A 23,191-nucleotide genomic window follows, 5' to 3' on the forward strand; every position below is an offset into this window, starting at 1 on the left:
AAGCAAACTATGGATCGACAGTACGCCTTATCCAACTCGCCTGCCGATACTTTTCTTTCCAGCGTCAAGGAAAGATCGGACCGGCTGATGAACTACTTTCTGCTGGGCTACTTCGTGGTAGGCTTGCTGCTTGCGCTGTTTTACGATACCTGGACTATTGCCATCGGTGTTGGCGGCACGCTGCTGATCGCCTACTATTCGGTAAAGCTTGCGCTGCCGCAGTCCGATCTGTACCAATATGTGCTCAGTACGGTTCTGGGTGTGTTTATGGCACAGTTTATCTACCAGATGCACGGCCTTTTTGAAATGCATTTTTTTGCATTTATCGGCAGTGCAGTGCTGATCACGTATCAGAAGTGGGAACTGCAGATCCCGATGATGGTGGTGGTACTCCTGCATCATGCCATGTTCGGATACCTGCAGAATACAGGTGAAGCAGATGTGTTTTTCACCCGTCTGGAATACTTCGACCTGCTTACTTTTTTTATCCATATCTCGCTGGCAGCGGCCATTTTCTTCATTTGCGGACTCTGGTCGTACATGCTCAACCATTATACGGAGCAACAAATCAGTCAGGCATTTCAGATGGCCGAGCTGCGGCAGGAAGCCGAACTTTCAACTGCCCGGAAACAAAAGGAAGAAATTCAGCGCAAGGCCAATGAACAGCTGCGTATCACCAACTCCGAGCTTGAAAAAGCACGGCACGAGGCCGATCAGGCCAACCAGGCCAAGGGCGTATTCCTGGCTACGATGAGCCACGAAATCCGTACCCCCATGAACGGGGTGATCGGGATGGCGGCGCTGCTTCAGGAAACCGAGCTGACGGAAGAGCAGCGCATGTTTACCGAAACGATTGCCAATTGCGGGGATACGCTCATTAACGTGATCAATGATATTCTTGATTTTTCTAAAATAGAATCGGGTAACCTCGAACTGGAATGTGAAGACTTCAACCTTCGCCAGAGCATTGAGGATGTGCTGGATATTTTTGGCAACAAGGCGGCCAAGCAGGGGCTCGATCTGGTGTACCAGATTGACGAAGGCGTGCCTTTGCAGATTGTTGGCGATCAGCTCCGGCTTCGGCAAATCCTGATCAACCTGATCGGGAATGCCATGAAGTTTACGGAAAAAGGTGAAGTATGCGTGTTTGTACATCCCGAAGAAACCTATACCGATGGCAAAATGAAGCTGCGTTTTGATGTGCGGGATACAGGTATCGGGATTTCCGAAGATAAACTGAACCGGCTTTTCAAGGCATTTTCGCAGGTAGACTCGTCTACTACCCGAAAGTATGGCGGTACCGGTCTCGGACTGGCGATTTCCGAAAAGCTGGTCAACCTGATGGGAGGCGAGATCAGCGTTACCAGCATGCCTGAGCGCGGTTCGACGTTTTCATTTACGGTAAAAACAAAAAAAGGCACCAAGGTACTGCCCGCTTATACCGACTATAACATGGATGAATACCAGGGCAAGCGGGTGCTGATCGTGGACGATAATGCAACCAACCGCGCTATCCTGAAACGCCAGATGGAAAACTGGAAGCTGGAACCCGTACTCGCATCCTCGGGTCCCGAGGGACTGGGTGTTTTGTTCAATGACCACCACATAGACCTGGTGATTACCGACATGCAAATGCCCGAAATGGACGGTGTCATGCTCGGGAACAACATCCGGCGCTACGCACCAGACGTCCCGATTATCCTGCTGAGTTCGATCGGGGAAGAACTGGAAGACCAGCACCGGCAGCTTTTTGTGTCCGTACTGACCAAGCCTATCCGCCAGCATATACTCAGCAATCACATCATCAATGCCCTGCACGGACAGATCAAACCCGCATTGGATGCGTTCCGCTCCAACAAGCTTTCGGAAGATTTCTCCCAGAGATACCCGCTGAATTTGCTCGTAGCAGAAGATAACAGCATCAACCAGCATGTGATCATGCGGATCCTGCAGAAGCTGGGTTACCAGCCCGACATCGTCGGTGACGGCAAGGAAGCCTTGGAAGCAGCCAATCAGAAAAATTACGGTCTGATCCTCATGGATATGCAAATGCCCGTCATGGATGGTCTGGAAGCTACCCGCCTGATCCGTAAAACGGTGGTACAGCAGCCCGTGATCGTTGCGCTGACCGCCAATGCCATGGAAGGCAACGAGCAGGAATGCCTCGATGCCGGCATGAACGACTACATCAGCAAACCCGTCAAAATTGACGAGCTCATGAGCAAGATCCGGAAATGGTACGTTACCATTTCACCTTCCTAGGTTCAGCCCGGCTTTATCCGACCTGCCGCAGGTTCTTTTTGAATTGTTCGGCAGACATCCGGAGGATCTGGAATTTGCCGGCAGCCCATTCCAGCTGCCAGCTGCCGGGCTCGCCATTCCGGACTTTGAGCAGCTCCACATTCCATCTCGGAAAACCGACTCCGGGCATGCCCTCTTCAAGCTCGCTGGGAATGGAGGTAACCCGCCACCTGGCAGCACAAGCCAGCGTGTTGATGCGCCTGGGATTATAGCGATGCAAAAGCCCGGTAACACGGCTTTGTTCGACAGCCAGCTGCAGACGCCGGGAAGCCGTCAGCGAAACTTCTTTCAGCTCTCCCACCACCGCGGTCAGCGCATCGCATTTCAGTGCTTCTTCTACGCACCAGAGCAGGTCCTGTTCATTGGTCAGGTCAATAAATATGATCCTGTCGGGCTCCACACCAAACATTTTCAATGCCGGGGGAAACAATGTACGCTGCATACTGATCCACAGGCAGGCCCCGCCCTGTTGCATCATTTTACCCAGCAGGCCAGCCATAAAACCACTTGTGGCCGCTGCGTCGGAAGCTTCCTGGCTGATAAACTCGTGTACCGTACCGGTAGGAAAAATTCCGTTCGGAAAAGCACTTTCCACAGGCCCCAGACCAAATCGCTTCGGATTTCCGTCCAGGGGTGTTCTCATACCCTGCAGGGATAAGATTTCTTTTTGCAGCCTTTCCACAAGGTCCCTCCGATCTGCCGGCTGTTTCATAGAAGTGTTGAGTAAATTGTTACTTTAAATAACAATATTTTGATTCCAAAAATACCAAACACTTGTAATTACTGCAAGGTAAATCGTGCTAATCCTCTGTGATGCTTTTTTTCGGGCTGTCTTTTTTATTACTCCGTTAAATAACACACAGCTGCCGTTCCCTCTTTCATTACACAGAAATGCCCCCTTAAAAACTATCTTGGCGCATGGCCTCCGGCTGCTTACTTACTTTTTATCACACTATGAAAATCCTGTTTACACTTTTGCCTGTCCTGCTGGCTACCATTACGGTGGCCACTGCTCAGAACGAGCATCCCGTAGTTTCACTGAACCATTACGTTACCTTCCTCAACCGCTCGGTGGATATACTGATAGGCAGGTTCGAAATGCTGCAGACCTACCACAGCGATCTGGCGCAGTTTAAAAAGCGCCCCGACATGCTGCTGCGGCTGCCCTCCTCAGGACCGCCGGAGGACTTTTATTATAAAAGGGCCCTGCTTGCCGCGGGACTGAAACCATCGGAAAAGCAGCAGCTTAATGCGCGGGCCAAAGCCCTCTGGGAGCTGCTATCACACCTTGACGAGACGGCGAAAGCGCTTGAAACCTACGTTCGGCTGCAAACGTACCAGAGCGACAGCCTCAGGCAGTCGGAGGTTTATGTATCCGATATGCTGATGACCTTCAACAGGTTCAGCCATGAAAAGGCCGCGTTTTATGAGCTGATCAGGAAAATTTACCGGAAATATTCGCCTGAGACGACTTCCAACGTGTTTTTGCTGACGGAGAAAAATATGGAGGAGGTACTGCAGAGCCAGCAGCAGCTCCTCGACTCACTCCCCTACTATCTGGATGAAACGACCCGCTCGTCGTGGCCCAAAGAGCTTGTCAAAGAAAGTCTGCTCAGAGACCAGCAGCTGCTCGCCACCATTCACCTGACTGCCGAAAAACTCGGGTACCCGGCTTCGTCTGCATTGCTGAACTTCCGGGCGGCACTCCGCAACATGCAAACGTCGAAAAAACGTGCCGTAAATGGCTACAATAGTACAGCAGCCCTGTCGTCCCGGCATGGAAACGAAATGTACCTCTCACTTTTACAGTTGTACAATCAGGACCTGGCGGCTACGTACCAGCTGTTTGCGGAATTTGCCAGTCCGCATCGTCACCTGCTGTACCAGCCTGCTTACAGCCCGGTGGTGCACCTGGCACCGCCTCCTGCCATCGTGCCGGTTACGGGCCAGACGCCCACTTTTACGGACATTCCCTATGAAAATTTTACGGCAAAAAAATCGGCCTCCCCGGCCGGACCCACTACTGTAGCCGTACTGAACCAGTATGTCGAATTTATCAATGAGTCGCTGCGGCAAATGCACATTATGCAAATCACGCTCCGTAATTACCAGAGTTCGGCCGAGCCTTACCGGAGCGCTACCTATGCCCGCCAGCGCGCTGCACTCAGCTTTTCACCACAGGATTTTACAATTCCGTCTGCTGATTATACGCTGCTGATCAGTGCGAGCTCGTCCATCCAGCAGCCTTACCGGACGGCCATTGCCAGCCAGGCTGAGGTACTGATGAATATACTCCGGGAAATGGAGGGGCTTGCCGCCGAGCTGATCGCCTATACTTCCGGAAAGCATTATCAGGAAGACCAGCTCCATAAGTCGGATGCCATACTCGGCAGGTACATCCAGCTTTTCGAGATTTTTGACGAAAGAAAAGAAAGACTGTACAATGACCTCCGCCGCATTCATGCGTCGTACAACAACATGGCACCCCGCAGCTCCTGGACCATTGCCGGAAATGCACTCCTGCAGGTCCTGGACGATGACCGTACGGCATTGTTCGGCGTAAAGGATTTTATGCAGGGTAAAACGGCTACCCCGCCTGCAACCGCAGACCTGGAAGCCGGCGGCAAAAAGCTGCTGGCTGACGAATACATTCATATGAAAGGCTTGCAGCGCTATGGCCGCAGTAATGGTTTGTGCCCGTATTCTCCTTACGAGGACCTGGCTGAAAACTCCATCAGGTTTGCTGAAAAAGTACGGAGCGCGCGTCTTCCTGCCGGCAGCTACGGTGCGCATCCGTACGAATCGTTTTTTTATTTCTACAACAATGAGCTCATTTACGAATACAATAAGTTTGTCGACCTTTCCAAAACTGGCCTGCTGAAAGCTGTACATCAGCCGGACCTTTTTGTTTTTCAGCTGAATAATCCCAAAAACCAGCGTTTGGCCGCCAAACCTGCCGGTACTGAACAATCCCAGACTTCAAGTTCCGCTACTCCGCCCACCAGTACGCCGCAGACTTACAAGTCCATTGCACCCGCCGTAACTACCGGCCGGGACAAGCGGGACACCATTTACATCGAGCGGGTACGTACGGACACCGTTTACGTTTTTCATCCTGCTGCCCAGGAACCTGTACGTACGCTCGACGGGTTTGCACCCAACAATATGGTACTGCTGCTGGATGTTTCATCGTCCATGAACTCGCCTGCCAAGCTGCCCCTGCTCAAACGATCCATCAAATCACTCCTTACTTTGCTCCGGACCGAGGATTATATTTCCATCGTCATTTATTCCGGAAGGGCGCGGCTGGTACTCAAACCTACTTCCGGCAGCAAAGCGTCCGACATCAGCCGCATGATCGACCGGCTTCAGTCCGACGGCGATACGGACGCCGACGAAGGTTTGAAGCTGGCGTATAAAACAGCCGGCAGGCAGTACATCCGCGGTGGCAACAACCGCATTATCCTGGCTACCGACGGTGAATTTCCGGTGAGTGATGAGGTGATGCAAATGATTGAAAGCCAGGCACAGCAGGACATTTCACTTTCTGTTTTTGCATTCGGGAAAAACCAGCGTGACTTCCAGAAACTCAAAAAGCTGAGCAAGGCGGGCAATGGTAACTACGCCCACATCACGGATGCGAGTGCCGACCTGCAACTGATCCTGGAAGCGCAAAGCAAGAAAATGCTGTCAAAATGAACCGGCCCAGCTGCTGGTAACAAGCCCGTATTTTGATATATTTCAGGCCAGCAACAGATACATTCCTTTTGGCCCGACCCAACAGAACATCCGAAATACCGAGGATCGACATTCCTGACGTGGGACCTGCAGGGCGGGAAGATGTGGTGGTAAGCCGGTTTGCACCCTACCTGCACGAGCACCAGAACCTGGCCCTGCCGCATCGTCACAGCTTTTACCACCTGCTGTTTTTTACCCGCGGGGCAGGCTTTCACACCATTGATTTCAGGCATTTTCCGGTGAATGTGCACCAGGTTTACTTTATGTCGCCGGGCCAAGTCCATTCCTGGAATTTTGAAGGGGAAGTAGACGGATTTGTGGTCAATTTCTCGGAAAGCTTTTTCAGCTCGTTCCTGCTCAGGCCGGATTATATCCGCAGCTTTTCTTTTTTTTCCGGGGCAGAAAAAAGTGTCCTGAACCTGGATGCGGGGCTCGCCGCTCAAATAATACCGGTCTTTGAGGTATTGCTGCAAACTTTTTCATCCCAGGCCATCCTCCGCGACGATCTGCTGCGCGCACAGCTTCTCCAACTCCTGATCACCATTGAGCAAACCCATGTACAAGCCGGCCAGCCCGGTGCGCATGCGGGCAACCAGCTTATTGCGCAGTACCGCCGCCTGATCGAAGACCATTTTCACCGCCTCAAACGTCCCGGCGACTATGCAGGGTTGCTGCATGTGACGCCCAACCATCTCAATGCAGTATGCAAGGAGCATCTGGGGGTGCAGGCCGGGGCACTGATCCGTGACCGCATTGCACTGGAAGCCAAGCGGCTGCTTGTGAACCTGGACCTGAGCATTTCCGAGATTGCGTATAAGCTCGACTTTGAGGATAACTCCTACTTCTCTAAGTTTTTTAAAAAACATACGGGGCTTTCACCCGAAATGTTCCGACTGGAATATGCAGCCGTAAAGTAAACGGCATGTGACTGCTACCATTGAATTTTACCATTCAAAGCGTTTTCAGCATCATTCAGGCGGACGATAAATATGGAAATTTGTGAAGTGCCGGTTGATCATGTAAACCGGCCTTTCACTAAAATTTCACAGCCATGTCTGCTCATAACCGAATTTACAGCGTACTCAATAACAAATGTCCCCGCTGCGGCGAAGGCGATTTTTTTATCACCAAAAGTGCATATTCCCTGCGCTTTGATAAAATGCACCGCCACTGCCCGAGCTGCGGCGAAAGCCTGGTGCCCGAACCCGGATTTTACCAGGGTGCATTGTACATGAGCTATGCATTTTACGTGGTGTTTATGCTCCTGTATTTCTTTGTTTTTGTGGCATTCCTGCGCCCATACCTCGATTATTTCCTGGTCACGATCATACCTGTGCTCATCCTGCTTACCCCGTTGTTCTACCGGCTTGCGCGCCGCTCATGGCTGGCCATCTTCATTGCGCCGGACACGCAGCAAGTACACAAAAATGCCTCAGCAGGTAACTAAAACAGCCTATTGCCGGAATACAGGATCATTCCGGCAATTGCTATAAATTTAAATGATAATTGCAGTTGTGGAAATCCGTTTGCAACTTGACGTCGTAGATCACCATCGAAGTCCATTCGTGCAAATTGGCATTTAATGATCCGAAAGTACCGATACCTTACACTTCTCTCCACTCTTCTTGTACTCCTTGGAATTTTCATCTGGACCATCACCCGTAGAACTAGTTTGCAGGTTGCTGAGGGTAAACTCAGCGAGGCAGGCTCCTATGGTGAAATAAAAGGTGTATGGCTTGAATACCAGAAAGACCTGGGTGATAGTCCCGAGTGGATCGACCTTGTATCCTCCAAATTACATGGAACCAGCCTGACGACCACGCAGTGGTCAGACATGCAGCACTGGTTTCCGGCCTGGCAGGAAAGTACGGTAATTCCTGAAAAAACTCCCGCAACTCAGGCACCTTCCCCCCAGCCAGCGCGCGCAGACAGCAGCATTTCAGCGGCTCCGGCAGCTACCGCCAAGCAGGAAGCTGCTTCCGAAAACGGCCTGAGCGGCCCAGAGCTGGCGGCTTTTTACAACCGGCAGGGAGACGAGAAATGCAAGGCATTCAAATCAGCGAGTGCACCGCACCTCTACCACATTGCCAATGAGTATTACCAGCGCGCAGCCGCTATCACCCACACCGACCCGAGCGTATGCGAGTAGTAATATATATCATGGCAGCATGGCTGGGATGCTGCGCAGCTTTTGCACAAACAAAAAATGTGCGTTCGGGCGAACTATGGGCCGTTTGGGAAGAAGCGGAACGTAAGCTGGAAGCCGGCAAATTTGATGATGCGATTATCCTCTACCGCGCCTACGGCAACAATTTTTCGTCCCGGCTCAAACAGGTACAGGCACTGAAGACCCTGTACAACCAAGGACAGGCCCTGCAAAAAGCCGGTAAATATTACGAAGCGGTCAATACATATAAAAAGCATCGTACTTATGAAGGCATAGGAAGTCTGGCTGCATTTGAAAACCGCATCGAAGAATGTCTGTCCCGGATGGAAAATACAAATCCTGCCCGCGTAAAAACCCCGGACCGCAGGATACTCGCAGCCGAGTTTTCGTACAAAGGATTAAAGAAGCTGCGTGAACTCGACACGCTGGGCGCCAGCAACGATTATAATCAGGCGAAAAAATACGGGGGGGACTTCTCTGCTACCCTGAAAGAGCAGTATGAGGAAGGATTGCAGATAACGCGCGCACTGGGCGACTGGGGCTGGCGCTACCGCAAGCTCAAATCCGCAACTGCTACCGCCGAAGCCGAAAAGGAAGCCCTGGAAAGTTACCGCAATATCAAGGGGGTGCCGGTACTCACTTCCGTGGAAACCAGGGTACGGGAGATTACGGCACAGATTGAAGGAAAAAACTCGATGCTGTCGTACGCGCGCTACTGCGATACTGACCTGCTGCTTAATTATGTAAACCAAAACCAGGCGCGTCTCAACTACTCGGAATCGCTCATTTCCACGCTCAACCAGTACAAAAGCATTCAGAACAAGGTAGCCACGCTGAGAGGAAATATTGACAATTCGGGAACGGTGGGCAGCGCCTATTTCAGTCTCGACAGCATGGTGCGCTCTGTACGGGAGTTGCCGGTAGATGTAAAAGCAGGTTTGCTGAATTGTATCAAAGCTGAGAAAACACAGACGTTTACGGACTATGCCGGGCAGGCACGGCGCGCTGGCAACCTGACTTCCGCTCGCAAGTTTGAAGACATTGCAAATGATCGCGAAAACAGCCGCAATGCGGTATATACCCGTGATACGGCACCTGGTACTGCCGCATCCCAGCAGAAAAAACCCGCATCCGAAGCTCCCAGAACAGCCTCTGCCGAGCCCTCGCCCAAGCCGCTCCGGATGTTCAAAGCGGCACTCACCGCAGGCATTGGAAGCAACCGGCCGATATACCGGCTTAACAATCAAAGGCAAAAAATGAGCTACGGACTTGTGGCACAGGCAGGAGGAGAATTTGCTTTTATTGATCACAAAAACCCGATTGACCTGATCCTGAGCGCTGAGTACCTGAATACCTATTACTATACCCTCAATGAGAGCGGCCGCGCTACGGAGTCTTTCAAGTTTGGGGGCGCAGGCATTGCATTGACCATTAAAATACATCCTACCAATACCAACCCCAATAAGCTCCGCCCCTATTTCAAGGTAGGTAGGGAGGCCATTATTCCATTGACCTACCAATACGAAAATTTTTCGCTGCCCTTTCAGGTCAACAGCCGGAACCAGATCCGGAACGTAGTATCATCCATTCATGGCGGGCCGGGTGTGGAGATTCAGAAACCTCATTTTGGCTTTTTTGCAGAGCTGATCTTCAACTATGGCATCGGCGGCATGTACGACAACGGGTCTACCACCCTTGGTGGTGTCAACCGGAAAGTGGATGCCAATTTTATGCGTGGCGGGCTGAAAGTAGGTGTACGTTTTTGGTAAAAAAAGTGCGCTACATGGTTTTGCTCTCTTTGGCATACTCCTTCCTGATCTCCTGCACAAGCATACTTTTGCTGAGCGGCTGCCGGGTGGCACAAGCCTGAATGCCCGCCAGCTGAACCACGTTCAGTATGGCTGCGCCGCTGAGCTCAAAGTTTCGCGCGAGTTCATCAAAAGAAATATCGTCTGACGCAGGCAGGCTTGCGGGGAACGTCTGCTCCCAGAGCAGCCGCCGCTCGGATACACCCGGCATAGTGAAGCTGACCATGGATTGAAACCGGCGTGTAAATGCAGGGTCCAGGTTGTTGCGGAAATTGGAAGCCAGTATCACCAGTCCGTTATAATCCTCAATGCGCTGCAGCAGGTACGACACCTCCTGATTGGCATACCGGTCATTGGACGAACTGACCGAGATCCGCTTTCCGAAGAGCGCGTCGGCTTCGTCAAAAAACAGTATCCAGTTCCTGTTTTCAGCCACATCGAAGAGCGTTTGCAGGTTTTTTTCGGTTTCACCAATGTATTTGGAAACGATCAGCGACAGGTCAATGCGGTACACATCCTTACCAAGCCGCTGCCCCAGCAAAGTAGCCGCCAGTGTTTTTCCGGTACCCGGCGGACCGTAAAACAATGCACGATAGCCCGGTTTAAGCCGCGCTTTCAAAGCAGGATCTTCCAGCAATCTTTCATTGAAATGGAGCCAGTTGTAAATCTGGTCGAGCTCGGCACGGATTCCTTCGGGCAATACCAGGTCTTCCCAGGTCATGGTAGTGGTGATAAACTTGGCCGGAAAGCTGGGCCCGAATCGGGGCCTCCATGTTTCACCGGACGTAAACAGTGCCAGGTAATCGCGCGAAACGGTCAGTCGGCCACTCAGGCCCGGCTCGCCGTCCCGGGATTCTTCCAGGGTTACCACATGCTCTTTCAAAAGCGGGTTTTCATTGGAAAATAAAACCTTCGCCAGTTGCAGCCGCAAGCCTGTATCGGGGCCTGCCAGCAAAAACAATACGGTTTCGCCCGTGGGAATCATGCTGCGCGAATGTTCTCCCCTGATCCCGCCCATTTCCAGAAAATCACCGTCTTTCGGAATGTGGCGGCTGATTTTTCCTTCAAAAAATCCGGGCTGCAGGTGCGGCGCCATGGCGGCCATCAGCATAACATACTCTTCCTTCGTCAGCTGTGTACGCTGGGTAAAAGCATAAAGCGGAGAATCGTCGGCATACAATTTCAGATCAGGAAAGGTGAAGATACCATTGCTGAAATGCGCTTCCAGCCGGGAATCTGTTACCTGCCCCAGGTATTCCAGTGATAGCAGCAGGTTGGGATAGTTGCTTTCCGGGTCAGCAGGCAGGGGTGCAGCTACCGGCTCGCGACCTTCGGTTCCTTCCTGCGGACGGGCTACAAGCCCGGGGTGCTCCGGCCCGGGCAGCAGCAGCTGCTCTTCCTCTGCTTCTTTTTGCCCGCCGAATGCGTCGCTCAGCCAGTTGAAAAAACCTGATGCCATGATTGTCGTTGGTTAGGGTAGACGCTATTTTTTGCCTCCGAGCACGCTCGCCAGATCAATGCGCAGGATCATGCCCGTAAATGCTTCATCGGATGCCAGTATCGTCAGCGAAAGCGGTGTGGAAGGAATAGGGATCGGCTTGTCACGCAGGCTTTGCAGGATCAGCTTGCGGGCATCGGGGTCCGTAATGTAAGCCGCTGCACCGCCTCCCGCGACCATTGCGCCGGCATAACTGCCGAGGAAAATCTGTCCGCCGGTGCCAAGGCTCTTCCAGTCGCCCGTCAGCCGGCGCTCCGCTTGTTCTTTCAGCAATTTGACGGGTTCGAGTCCGCCTGCGGCTTTCAGAAGGTCGCCCACAGTACCTGCACGCGGCTGGTCAGGCGCCGAAACCACGGGGCTGACCCTTGGCGCAGGTGGTGCAGGCGGCAATGCGGGTGAGCCCGGCGGCCGGGGTGCCGCTATGGGCAGCAAACCCAGGCCGGGCCCTGGCAGCGGGTACGCCGCCAGCATCGTGAAAAAGTAATGCGGATCAAGCCACATCGGAATCATTTCCCGGACATAGTCCGGACCGAGTTTCAGCCGGAGGTCCACACCGAGTGTAAGCCGGTCGGCTATGGACGGCAGCCTGCTCCCGAATACAGGAGGCGTGAGCTGAAAAGATGGATTGCCTGTCGGCGTTGCATTTGGTCCCATAGGTATAGCCTGAAAAAATGGTTTTTTAGGTACTGGCTGAAAAATTCTCGGATCTGTAAAGCGCTTTTCCATGTTGATCATCGCAAAAAATCGGTGTAGCTGCCTACCCTTTCAGCTGAGACAGAAACGAAAGATGCTCCCTCAGTTTAAACACCTTTACCTGACTTGGAAAAAGGTCCCCTCCGAGCGCAATGGCCGGTGCAAAGCCGTAAATTTCATCCGCTTCCGGTGCAGGCAGTTCCTGCCGGGCCAGCGTGTACAGCGACTGGAACATGAGCGGATCATAAATTTCGGGCGTGGTGAGCCAGCCGTTCAGTACGGCATCCAGAGCGCTTGTGAATGGTGTAATGGTTTGGTAAACAGGGCAAATGAAATTATAGGCTTCTTTTCCGCTGTGCTCATCATGGCCTTCTGCTGTTTTATCAAAAAAAACCATCCCCCCGAAAGCCGTACGCAGCAACACTGTGTATTGCTCTGCCTTCGGGATAAACCAGGAGAGCACCTCGGTGTACTCCTCCGGATTGACCAGCCAGAAAAACCGGTCTTTCAAAGTCAGTAAACCTTCTTTTTCCCACAATGTGATAAAATAGTCCGGCAGCACAGACCGGTACCTGTCTATGGTTTCCGCGGGTACTTTTGCGTAAGGCTCGACCGGCAGGTTGTATTCATAAAATGCTTTCAGCTCCGTGATCATGGCATTAATTTGTTGATAGTTTTACCTTCATTTTCTGGGTACCGTATACTTCCGGATTCACCTCTCCTACTGCTTTCACCATCAGGGCTACCCTGGATTTCCATTGCGAGCCGATGTGGCTGTTTACAGAGCTCACCCCGACATCCGTAAACACATTATGATCACCACCGGCTACCTGGTCAATTTTGTGGGTTGCGGCCTGGCTGTATTTCCAGAGCTTGTCAATTTCTTTTTCGTCTTTCAGGCCGCGCTTTTGCATAGAAGCCCTGAATTCTGCTTTTTTCCTGAAATCATCGTTCACCTGCTGTCGTAAGGTAGAGTCGGGTATACGCCCCTTGTTTTCAAACACCGAGCGGTTGACAAGCCACTTGGAGATCAGCATGGCATTGAGCGCGAGCTGCTGCTCCTTTAACTGCCGGGCATATTCGCGGGTCAGTGTGGGATAAATCACATCAAACTTTACTTCCACTTCGGTCATTTCTGTGGTTTTACCGGCAATAGAAACCGTAGCAAACAATGCTCCGATGCAGGCGACCAGGTCGCTGATCTGTTTCATCACCTTGTCATTCTCCTCTTTTTCGTTCACGGTGGTGATTTTCAGTTTCAGGCTCCCGACTTTATTAATGAGTGTCAGGATTTCATTGTAAACCTTTTTACCATCCGGGGTGGCACCTATTTCTTTCAGCAGCTTTTTGGCTGGCTTGGGTTTCGAAGCGACCATCAGGTCGGCTTGCTCGTCATGTCCTTCAAAATAAAGGGTGTGGCTTTCGCCGGTTTTATCCGTAAAGCCTTTTCTGATTTTCAGCCAGCCGAGGAATTTGCCTGCCGCAGCCGCAACCTTTTCCTTTCCCTGCGCTACTTTGTCTTTCGCCCATTCCTTACCCTTGTTCACGCCCTCTTTGGCCTTTGCCTCCAGCTTGTCTACGCCGAGCTTTTTACCAAATGCAATGGCTTTATCAAGAATCCAGTCAATGGCAAGGTTCACGGGATCCTGTACCTTTTTGATAATCGCCAGCACTTTTTCAGACAACCCGCCAAGTCCCAGCAGCGAAGCCAGGAACCCGATCGCAATCGGGATTGCCTTTGCCAGCGAATCCTCTACCCGCTGTGCTGCCGGCGCGATCTTGCCCGCCACAATTTCGGCGATGGAGTCGAGTACGCTGTTGACGAACTCCAGGATCTGCTTGCCGCGCTCGATAAAGAATTTGATGATGTCGTAAATGGCCTTGCACGCTTTGATAAATGCCCCTGCGGGATTCATAAGACCAATAATCCATGCTACGCCGGCCATGATCACCCTTTCTTTAAGGAAATCGAGCACCGCGTCGATCACCATCGCTTTGAGATTGTTAAACTTCTCTTTGATCAGCCGCCACAGGCCGCCCAGTCCTTCTTTGATGATGACCATGAAAATGTCGAAGGTCGTTTCCATCGCACGTACCATCGGCTCACCGATCTTTTTCACTGCCCGGGAGCGGATGTTGATCCAGGTAAGGCCCAGGATGGAGGCTGCAAATTTGAAAATGCTGATCAGTTCCCAGTCCTTCGGAATTTCGACGCCCGGTGGCAGTGAACCCAGCAGCCAGGCAAAGAAGCCTTCTTTGAGATGTTTCCAGATGTTCTTTTTAAAGTTACTCAGCCCCAGTTTGACCGCACTTACGAGATTTTTGACAAATCTTATCGGATGTTTGATGATGCTCATGATCACGCTTCCGGCTTTCGCCAGCACATTCAGAAGCATGTCTTTCAGTTCGGCTATCGTCGAGATTACATTCTTGATCGCCCAGGCGGCTTTTTCCAGCCAGCCCATGTGTTCTTCTTTTATTTTTTCAAAAATCGCATTCAGCTCACTGACGCCTTCCACATATTTCTTCGCCAGCGATTCGGCCAGTTCACCCTGCTTTTGTTCCACGGTACCTTCAAGCGCAGTGAATTTTTCGTCTATATCGCCCTGTATTTCCTTCCCGATCTTCTGCTCCTCAGGGTTCATCTTGTCCACTTCGGTTGCCACCCGCCCGCGCCCGTCCCGGATGGTTTGCATGGCCGCTTTCAGGCCGGCTTCCACCTTGTCGGCAATAATATTGATCGTAGCACGCAGGTCGGCCTCGAACCTGGTTTTCTCCTCATCAAAAACTTCCTGCTTGCTGTCACTGCCCGTAAAAAAATCAGAGATCGAGTCCGTAATGCCGAGGTCACCGATTTTCCTGTCGACATTGTTCTTGAACTTCTGGGTTGCCAGTGCAAGATCCAGGACAAAGCGGGTCGTCACGGCCAGTTCCAGCGCGGAAAGCTGTGCCTCTACGGTACTTTTTGTCTGGTCATAAATGTCTTCGAGCTGCTTCCGGATGCGCTCCCGCATCAGCTCGTTCTTTGATTTTACTGCATGCTTTTGCTTGTCCACGCCCCCGAAAAGCCCTGAGCGGAATTTGTTCATCAGCGTCATTTGCCCTGAAACACGATCCTCCGCTTCGGCTTTCCGCGCTTCCAGGGCAGGTGTTTCGGCCTGCCGGTATACTTCGGGCACCTGCCTGGCCTTCTCCTGAGCGCTCGTCTTCGACTTTTCGGCCGACATGAAGGCTTCCTCATTGGATGTTTGCAACTGGTCCTGCGACACACCTCCGTCCTGCATCTGAGTATCCAGCGCCGCAGCCTCTTTTTCCATTGAGACCTCACCTTCCAACCTGGGCTTGGGTGCTGCCCGGTCCGTACTTTCCACCACAGGAACAGCGCCGGGCTGTTCCTTTTTCAGTTCTTTGAATTCCGGCGCAATCACATTGCCCGGCTGGGGTGTTTGTGCGGCAGCGACAGCAATGGGCTGGGTAGCATCATTTTTGGCCTGCTTTACACCGCTGGTCACGCTGCCTTTGAGCGACTGTATTTCGGCAGGTTCATGGGGTTCCCTGGTATTGGCAAAACGCTCCATTTCACCCTTGCTTTTAGGCAGCGCATCCCGGATCTGCTTGTCAAACTGGCGCAGGAAATCGTTGCGGTCAAAGATCTTCGGCTTGACCTTCGTCTCGCTCATTTCCTCCACCACACTGCCTTTGGCATGTGCCAGCTTCTCACCTTTCGGCGCCACGGCCCCTACCTTGCCTTCGTGCAGCTTGTCAGCCGTGAGACCGTGCTTTTTCTGGGTACCGGCTTTTTGTTTCACCTGCCGGTTCAATGCTTTGAAATCCGGATCCTCTGACGGCCGGGCGGGTGCCTTTACCGCTGACGTAGCGGGTACCGGTGCATCCTTCTGATCGGCAGGCCCGGCTTGTGCCGGCTTGGGTACAACCTGTGCTGCGGGACGGCTCCCGCCAATGAGGATTTTCCGGGCAGGACGCACCGGCTGTGTGGGTTTAAGATTTACGGGAGCAGGCGCTCCTGTTTTTGAAGTCGGCGCAACAGTCCCGGGCTTTCTATTACGGGAAAGTTCAGCAATGGATTTTAATGGAAACAAAACAGCTTTATCATACAACCCCGCTGCAATCTGCGGCTGCCGCATCCCTGATTTCGGATGTAATACAGCCGCAAAAAACGGTTTGGCAGGTTTTCGGACTGCTTTTTTGGGTGCTGCTAATGTCGCCTTTTCTGCCATGTCAATGTAATGTTCAGGCCCAATCCACAAACAGCATATCCTGCATCCAGGGCAGGCGTGTGACACCAAAGCCCCAGGGAATGCGGCTCAGCAGTATATCCTGAGCTTTCCGGTCTACCCTCAGCTGCCAGCCCGGACCATCCTCGATGATCGTGAGTTTGCCCTGCCGGCGGAGGAACATTTCCCGCAACCGGTCAGGCGAAATAGTTTTTAATGCCGACCAGTACGCAATCACCGCTTCCAGCAGCTCGTCTGCCAGCAGCACTACATGCGGTTCCAGGGGTACGTGCTGCACAACGACTTCATGCACCGGCATACCGCACAATATCTTGGGAAGTACCCAATCGTTTTCCCAGTTCTTCGTAGTGCCATGCGCGATATAATCCAGCAGGCGTACGGCCAGTCCCATGGTGTTTTCAGAGATCCATGCGTTGTTTTCGGTCCATTTAAGTGCTTCAAAAAGCTGAGGTAAAAAGGGCGTCAGCAAGACCAGTCCTGCATTTTCTACAAAAAAAACGTCCTGCTCCGGCTGTACTGCCCGATGTTTGGAAGTATGTTCCGGCCTGCCGGCTCGTTCCGGAGCTTCCCGGGAAACAGCATTTTCCAGATCAGCCTCTTCCTGCAAATTAGTTTTTGTTTTCAGCCGCAAAAACCACCGCCAGAACCTGCGCTCCTCTGCTGACATGCTACCGGCATCTGCAAACGTACTGCCTGCTTTTTTCAGGAAAAATGACGCAACCACCTCCGTATCTACCATGATCCCGCTCTCTTCACGCATCCACCTGGCTATGCTGGACCTTACCCTTGTACTGCCAAAGTGCTGTATGAGCCGGTCAAGCATCTGAGGTTCCGCTGACGCCAGGGAAGCAAGCTCCTGCCAGTAGTGTGCGTCCGCTTCCGCTATCCAGCGGATCAGTAATTCTTTGATTTTTTCAGCCAGTACAGGCGGCACTCCCACGGGAAAATAGCCGTACTTCAGAAATTGCATCGCCTGCGCCATTAAATAGCTTTCGATGGTCACAGGCGTATCATCCGGATCCGCCTGCGGCCAATCACTCAGGCAGGCTATAATCTTCTCTGCCAATATCCGCTGAAAATCCATTTCATTTTCCGCAGCTACATGAATTTCCAGTTTGGGTATCACCACTACCCTGTCGCCCGGCAGCAGGTCGTCCAGCCTGGTTGCCAGTCCGGCCCAAAACCGCTCAGAGCGGCACCAGCCCGCTACCTCATTTGCCGCATTGCGGGCACCCTCCCGCGAGGTAGCTTCCACGTTGATCCGCAGCTTTTGCAGCGTATGATCCATAGCCGTCAGGATTTAAGGTTTGCGGTAGCCGGCATGGTGAAGTCAGCCACAATGGCGAACTGCGGAACTTCCGGTGCCTCATCTTTTTTACACTCGCTGAGCTCGATCTGCTCACCTCCGGCCGCATCTACGTACACCATCACCAGCACCTGGCCCTGTTCAAAGCCGCCGGAATGCTCCACAGCCGCCACCACGCTCGACACAGTGTACGGCGCGCCTGCACTCACGGCTAGGCGTGCTGTTTGCTGAGCGAGCCAGGTTTTTAATTGAGATACCGGCATACACACGAACCCCGTAGCTATGTTGTACTTTTCCGCAATCGGGGTCCAGTCAGGAGTGACTGTTCCGGCGGCCTGGTCAATCAATGCTTTTTTGCCGATATGCCCTTCTGCGCGCACATAGGGATCGTTTCTCAGGGAAAATGCGAGCGGAAACAGCGTACTTTTCAGATGACTGTAACTGTCTTCCCCGTCAAATGCATTGTACGATTTCAGGTACCGGGTCTCTGCCCGCAACATGGCCCCGTAGTTCCAGAAGTTATGCAGCGAGTACGGGCTGTCTGCATCCAGGGGATAATAGTAGGGAATCGCCTGCCTGTCCAGCGGCTGATCGGGCGTTTGCCCGGGCGTCAGTTTCAGCGGCAGATCTTCCAGGTCTGTGACCCCGTTCCGGTCACTGTCTTGTTCTTCAAAAAAGTCTTGTGCGTCTGCAAATTCCTGTGCCGGAATTATGTAGCGGCCTTTTACCAGCACTTTCTGGTCGAGCCTGAGCTGCGGCAGGTCAAAGGTCCAGATCATCATCAGCAGGCGCCAGTGCAGGAAACGTGCCTCATTTTCCTGGTCGGCCTGCGCTCCGTTGATTGGCGCGGGTTTGAAATAATCCCTGAAAATCACAGGCGCGTACGACGACCTCCCTCCCAGCACCGGGCCGAGGCGCAGCAACCAGTAAACATCTTTCTGATCATTGGTACCGCCATCGCACAGGCATTCACTTTGCAGGGTCACGAGCTTGCTGCATAGCTCTTCATAAGCTTTGACGAGGTCCGAAAGCCAGTCGTAAAAATATTGTATGTAAAAAAGGCACTCGCCCTCCGCCAGAAAAACCTGCCATTTCTCAGCCAGCAGCCGCCGGTACCGGGCCAGGTACGGCTCGCCTTTGTGCGTGAGCACCGCGGCATATAGCTCGTGCAGTTTTTCCAGCGCTTCGCAGAACTCCGGAATAAAGTCATCGAGAATGGCTTTATATTCTCCAAAAATGTCTTTGAAGAGCGTGATCCTGGAAAAGGGATTTGTAAAATTGTCTGTTCCGAAGGGCTGCCCGGGATCCGCTATGGCAAGTTGCTTGTATCCGAACCTGGGTAGTACCGGTTTTTTCAACTGTAAATGCGGGTACTGTGCCCGCAGAATGGTTTCGGCGGACAAGACAGGTTTGCCAGCACCTGGCCTTCCGAATATGCCTCTTCCCACCGTGCCGGCTTCGGCACTTACCGGTTTTTTCAGCGCCTGCTGCAATGTGCCGTCCTTTTCCGCCAGCACCGCCGGACTGACCAGCAGGAACCAGCGCCGGGCACTATCCGCTTTGGACACGAGCATGACCGCAATCTTATCATCGAGCAGATTACGGGTCGGCAGATCGCGCGGATTTTGCTGTTTAAGGGAGTCCATGAGGCGGCCGTCGAAATGGCCGGCAGGTACCAGCTGCAATACAGTACGGTTTACCCGTTTCTGCTCGTCCCATTGATGAGGGAAATAGGCCTGTATCTCAGCGTCGGGCTCTTTCAGGTAGTAGCTGTATGCCTGCTTTGCTGCGGTTATCACTGTTCCGTCCCTGACGATGGCCGTACCGCCGCCAAGCTGCACGTCACAATTGGCATTAACCTGTACCGTGAGGCCGCATACGATCCCGTACCCTTGCAGGCATACGTCTGCCCGCTGCCGGTCAGTTGAAGCTGTCATATTCGTATTGGTTTAAAAGGCTGATCATCGTATTGGCTGCCTTCCGGAGTTCGAAACGCTCGGCGGAAGGATCGGAAAGCAGGCTGAGCCAGGTGTACATATCTTCTTCAAACCGGACCATGGCGGCCCGGCCAAGGCTCACAAAGCGCGGATGGATGTGCGCGGGAAGTTCCTGGCGTACAAGCTGCTGAAAGTATGCATACCGCGCAGGCTCCCTGAACCGCTCCGCCCACGACGGCACGACAATGGTAACCTGGAAAGAATACGCGTCCGCACTTTCAAACCCGGTTTGCAGGACATCCGGCAGCAGTACCAGGTAGTCTTTATCAAGCGGGCGCAGCAGGATATGCTCTACCACATGAAAGTTGTCACTTCCTGCCTGGTCGCCGGTGGTTTCGGTGATCTTGCGGAGCAATGCGCCTGCATCTTCTTCATTGTCAAATCTTTCGGACAGGAGCCATGCATTTTCCACCTGGGGAATGAAAGTACCCGCCGGGTCTGAGAACTGATTTTTCCAGAACCCGACCACAAACCGTTGCTCATCATCCCGCACGATGCCGTAGTGGTCTGTACCGGTTGCCTGGGACAGAAATTTATCGGCTTCCTTCTCAGCATTTTCAAGCTGGCTGAACAAGGCACGGCTCAGCAGCCAGAATCCCGCGCTGCCTTCCTCAGGTTTGATCCCAAAACGGTAGCGCCTGGCCTTGCCTGCCATTTCGAGGCGGGTATCCAGTGTAAACCTGGGCATAAAACTGATGGTACCACGTCGCCAGTTGCTTACACCGAGCTGTGCCAGCACACGGCGCCGGAAGCCCTCCACGTTTTCCGAATCCCAGAAATGCGTATTGCCTGCCTCCCGCGGCGCCCGGTAGTTGAATGCACATCCCCTTCTGCCGGCCAGGAGCGGGATGTTTTCGAGCATCCTTTGCTTATCAGCAAGCCAGTCTTTCAGTCCGTCCTCACTCCCTGCTTCAAGCGGGCGTTCAATGTCGAACATGGACAGTACATCTTCCATAAACGATTCTCCGAAACGTGCCAGCAGGTGGTCCAGCAGCTGGTTTTGTCTCAGCTGCACATTCACAGCACTACCATTCACGAGCTTGTCAAGCGACCGCATGTATGCATTACCGGGATCACTCCGGAAGTTGTCCCAGCTTGCGTCAGGGTCGAGCGCAGTAAAAAGTGTTTTTACAAAAGGAATATCATAAAGTGCCTGGTAGGCTTGCAAAGGCTCACCGGTTTTTTGAATGGAAAGCGCTTCACTTACCTGTGTGAGCTGCGACAGGTAGTTGGCCATCAGCTGATCAAAAACGAGTAAAAATCCTTTCAGCTGCTTCACCTGCGCCTTCCGCAATGCAGGTTCACCCGAAGCAATGCCTTCGCGGCCTACGTGGTAGGTGCGCGGAAACTCCTCCTGTACGCTGGTATACTCCGCAAGATCATCGCGGCGCCTGCCTGCGGGCAGCGGCAAATCCAGCGCGCCGGAGCGGTCGATTTTTGCATTTTTTGCCCGCAGCTGCTGCAGGCGATCCTGCACCTCCCACAACAGTGACTCGCCGGGTGTCACTGCCCGGCCGCCTTTGGTAAAACGGATCTGCGAACAATCTCCTTCCCAATCCACCGCAGGCTGGCAGTCGCAGTCAAAGTGCAGGCACCAGGGTGTGCGTACAGGATGCTCGTCTCCGCACCGGTTCATCACCAGCTTTTGTACACGCACCACACCAGGTACAGCGGACATGACCTGAAACAGGTCGGACAAGTACACAGTCCTGCGCCATCCTGCATTTTCCAGCGCAGCATCTTCGATAAAACCATGGGTAAGCAGGGGTCCCTGGAACACCTCACCCGCCTCGTAAGCAACCGCAACAGCTGAGTGCAGCATACTGCCATATTCTTCCAGCTCCGACGAAGTAAGCAGGGCCGCAAGGGCTGCATCCAGCGAAACACTGCCGATGAGGAGCTGGTTGCGGAGCGGTTCCAGGGCGGTAAGCAGCGCAGCCGGCAGATTTGTATCGGATAGTGTTTCAAAAACATGATCACTGAACGTGTATGTGGCATATTGGTCCATCATCTCCTGCAGGCTGTACATGGTCACAGCAGGTGAAAGAAAGTCGTCCACAGCATAGCGCAGAGCTGCATATACCTCCGCAAGATCCGCACCGGGCACTATTTCGATCACGGCTTCCAGGCCCATCCCCACATTTTCAATAATGCGGATCGCGGGATCAAAGTCTTCGCCCAGTGCACGGCTGGCGTGGAGTACGCCGAGGGCCTTCTGCCTGAGTTCTTCTGCCTGATGCTGGTAACCCTCTTCCGGCTGAATGTACACCCTGTAAACTCCCCGGGGTACAAACAGCGAAACCATGTCGTCCTCATTTTCGGCCACCAGCAAACTGTTTTTAAACAAGATCCCGAAAAGAAAAGGCAGTACAAAAGCCTTTTTGAATTCATTCTGTACCACGCTCATCGCTGCAAAACCATCCCAGGAAAGCAACTCACCCCGCTGCCCCTCCGGTTGTGCCCAATAAGTCGAGAGTTCCTGATGAAGCTGCCGCAGCTGCTCCAAAAAGCCCGGAGAGGCCGGGGGAAAGAATCCGGGACCGAACTGTTTGCGGGCCCACTTTTCAATGGCCGCAAAGTGCGCTTCGATCAGGTAGAGCACCAGCGCCTTCCACTGCGTCCCGGCAGGCACGGCATCAGGAGCAAGACCATCTTCAAAAAAGCCGGATATGGCATCGTTCAGGTCCAGCTCGCAGCCCGCCTCGTCCAGGAGCTTGCGGATCTCACCTTCCTCTGCATCCTCATCAATCCGGTTTAAAATGGCAATGATTTCACCGGCCGTGGTACTTTCGGGAAAGCGCGCAAGCTCGTCGACCAATCCAGTAATGCTGGCCCGGATGCCTGCACTATCCAGCGTTTCCAGGTCTTTTTTAAAGATTTTCAGCCCTGCCCCTGCATGTTCAAGCGCCACTATTGTTGCCCAGGGACTGTCTGCACCCTGCCGGAACGATAAGGCGGGCAGGGCGCGCACATCTGGTGCGAATGCCGCAACGTACTCGCCGAGACGCCCCGACAAGGGTACTTCTATCCGTGCGGCCAAATTGAGCTGAACGGATACTTTTTCCCTGCCGCCTGCTTTAAGCCAGGCATTTTTGACGCCCTCGATGTCAATCAGCAATTTGCGGAAATCCGTTGCGGTGACGGCTGCATTAGGCAGGCTCTCGGCAGCTGTAAAAAACGACTTCTGGCCAGCTCCGGCGGCAAACAGGTCGGCATCCGGCAGCTCGGCCCGGTAGCCCAGGTCGGTGAGGCCATAGCAGAGTACTTCGAGCATGGTAATGCCCGGGTCATGGGTGTTGAAATCGGTCCAGTTCGCCGAGCCAAGTCTTTCGAGGTGGGTAAGCCCCTCCCGCCGCAGCAACTGGTAGTCCATTGCCGGCGGGTAGCTGAGGATACGCGGTACTGTAAGTGATGTAGCCATTTTGTT

The 23,191-nt window shown here is 53.0% G+C and carries 14 protein-coding genes; 6 read left to right on the forward strand and 8 right to left on the reverse strand.

The genetic code is table 11. The features are described 5' to 3' along the window. Window positions 1-9: 9 nt before the first annotated feature. The gene (locus HWI92_RS06580) at window positions 10-2,262 is read left to right on the forward strand and encodes a response regulator (protein WP_204661806.1); all 2,253 of its coding nucleotides are present in this window, start codon (window positions 10-12) and stop codon (window positions 2,260-2,262) included. A 13-nt stretch (window positions 2,263-2,275) separates the two neighbouring features. On the opposite strand, the gene HWI92_RS06585 is transcribed toward HWI92_RS06580, so the two are convergent. Next, the gene (locus HWI92_RS06585) at window positions 2,276-2,944 is read right to left on the reverse strand and encodes an ImuA family protein (protein ID WP_229249018.1); all 669 of its coding nucleotides are present in this window, start codon (window positions 2,942-2,944) and stop codon (window positions 2,276-2,278) included. Window positions 2,945-3,255: 311 nt separating this feature from the next. Between HWI92_RS06585 and HWI92_RS06590 the strand changes: the two genes are divergently transcribed. The 5 genes from HWI92_RS06590 (at window position 3,256) to HWI92_RS06610 (ending at window position 9,975) form a co-directional block, all read left to right on the forward strand. Then, window positions 3,256-6,000: a vWA domain-containing protein gene (locus HWI92_RS06590; RefSeq protein WP_204661809.1), complete on the forward strand. Its 2,745-nt coding sequence runs from the start codon at window positions 3,256-3,258 to the stop codon at window positions 5,998-6,000. Window positions 6,001-6,068: 68 nt separating this feature from the next. After that, window positions 6,069-6,956 (forward strand): AraC family transcriptional regulator, encoded by an 888-nt coding sequence (locus HWI92_RS06595; protein ID WP_229249020.1) that lies wholly within the window; start codon window positions 6,069-6,071, stop codon window positions 6,954-6,956. 134 nt (window positions 6,957-7,090) lie between these two features. Beyond that, a complete protein-coding gene (locus HWI92_RS06600; RefSeq protein WP_204661810.1) occupies window positions 7,091-7,486 on the forward strand; it encodes a DUF983 domain-containing protein in 396 nt (131 codons plus the stop codon). Between the two features lie 135 nt (window positions 7,487-7,621). Further along, window positions 7,622-8,188, forward strand: coding sequence for a hypothetical protein (locus tag HWI92_RS06605; RefSeq protein WP_204661811.1), 567 nt, complete (start codon window positions 7,622-7,624; stop codon window positions 8,186-8,188). Further along, window positions 8,179-9,975, forward strand: a complete 1,797-nt coding sequence (locus tag HWI92_RS06610) for an outer membrane protein assembly factor BamD (RefSeq protein ID WP_204661812.1) — start codon at window positions 8,179-8,181, stop codon at window positions 9,973-9,975. Before HWI92_RS06605 ends, HWI92_RS06610 begins: the two co-directional genes overlap by 10 nt. Before the next feature lie 10 nt (window positions 9,976-9,985). Here HWI92_RS06610 and HWI92_RS06615 read toward each other — a convergent pair whose 3' ends face one another. The 7 genes from HWI92_RS06615 to HWI92_RS06645 form a co-directional block, all read right to left on the reverse strand. Beyond that, window positions 9,986-11,473, reverse strand: coding sequence for an ATP-binding protein (locus HWI92_RS06615; protein WP_204661813.1), 1,488 nt, complete (start codon window positions 11,471-11,473; stop codon window positions 9,986-9,988). Between the two features lie 24 nt (window positions 11,474-11,497). Then, window positions 11,498-12,166, reverse strand: coding sequence for a hypothetical protein (locus HWI92_RS06620; protein WP_204661814.1), 669 nt, complete (start codon window positions 12,164-12,166; stop codon window positions 11,498-11,500). A 103-nt stretch (window positions 12,167-12,269) separates the two neighbouring features. Next, window positions 12,270-12,860, reverse strand: a complete 591-nt coding sequence (locus HWI92_RS06625; RefSeq protein WP_204661815.1) for a GAD-like domain-containing protein — start codon at window positions 12,858-12,860, stop codon at window positions 12,270-12,272. Window positions 12,861-12,864: 4 nt separating this feature from the next. Next, complete coding sequence (locus tag HWI92_RS06630; RefSeq protein WP_204661816.1) at window positions 12,865-16,443, reverse strand: polymorphic toxin type 15 domain-containing protein; 3,579 nt, start codon at window positions 16,441-16,443, stop codon at window positions 12,865-12,867. A gap of 13 nt (window positions 16,444-16,456) precedes the next feature. Further along, window positions 16,457-17,749 carry a contractile injection system tape measure protein gene (locus HWI92_RS06635; protein ID WP_204661817.1) on the reverse strand — a complete coding sequence of 431 codons (1,293 nt, stop codon included), beginning with the start codon at window positions 17,747-17,749 and terminating at the stop codon, window positions 16,457-16,459. A 5-nt stretch (window positions 17,750-17,754) separates the two neighbouring features. Beyond that, window positions 17,755-19,704 carry a hypothetical protein gene (locus HWI92_RS06640; RefSeq protein ID WP_204661818.1) on the reverse strand — a complete coding sequence of 650 codons (1,950 nt, stop codon included), beginning with the start codon at window positions 19,702-19,704 and terminating at the stop codon, window positions 17,755-17,757. Continuing rightward, window positions 19,688-23,185, reverse strand: coding sequence for a hypothetical protein (locus HWI92_RS06645; RefSeq protein ID WP_204661819.1), 3,498 nt, complete (start codon window positions 23,183-23,185; stop codon window positions 19,688-19,690). Before HWI92_RS06645 ends, HWI92_RS06640 begins: the two co-directional genes overlap by 17 nt. Between the last annotated feature and the right edge of the window lie 6 nt (window positions 23,186-23,191).

This window comes from Dyadobacter sandarakinus (assembly GCF_016894445.1).
Taxonomy (GTDB): Bacteria; Bacteroidota; Bacteroidia; order Cytophagales; family Spirosomataceae; genus Dyadobacter; species Dyadobacter sandarakinus.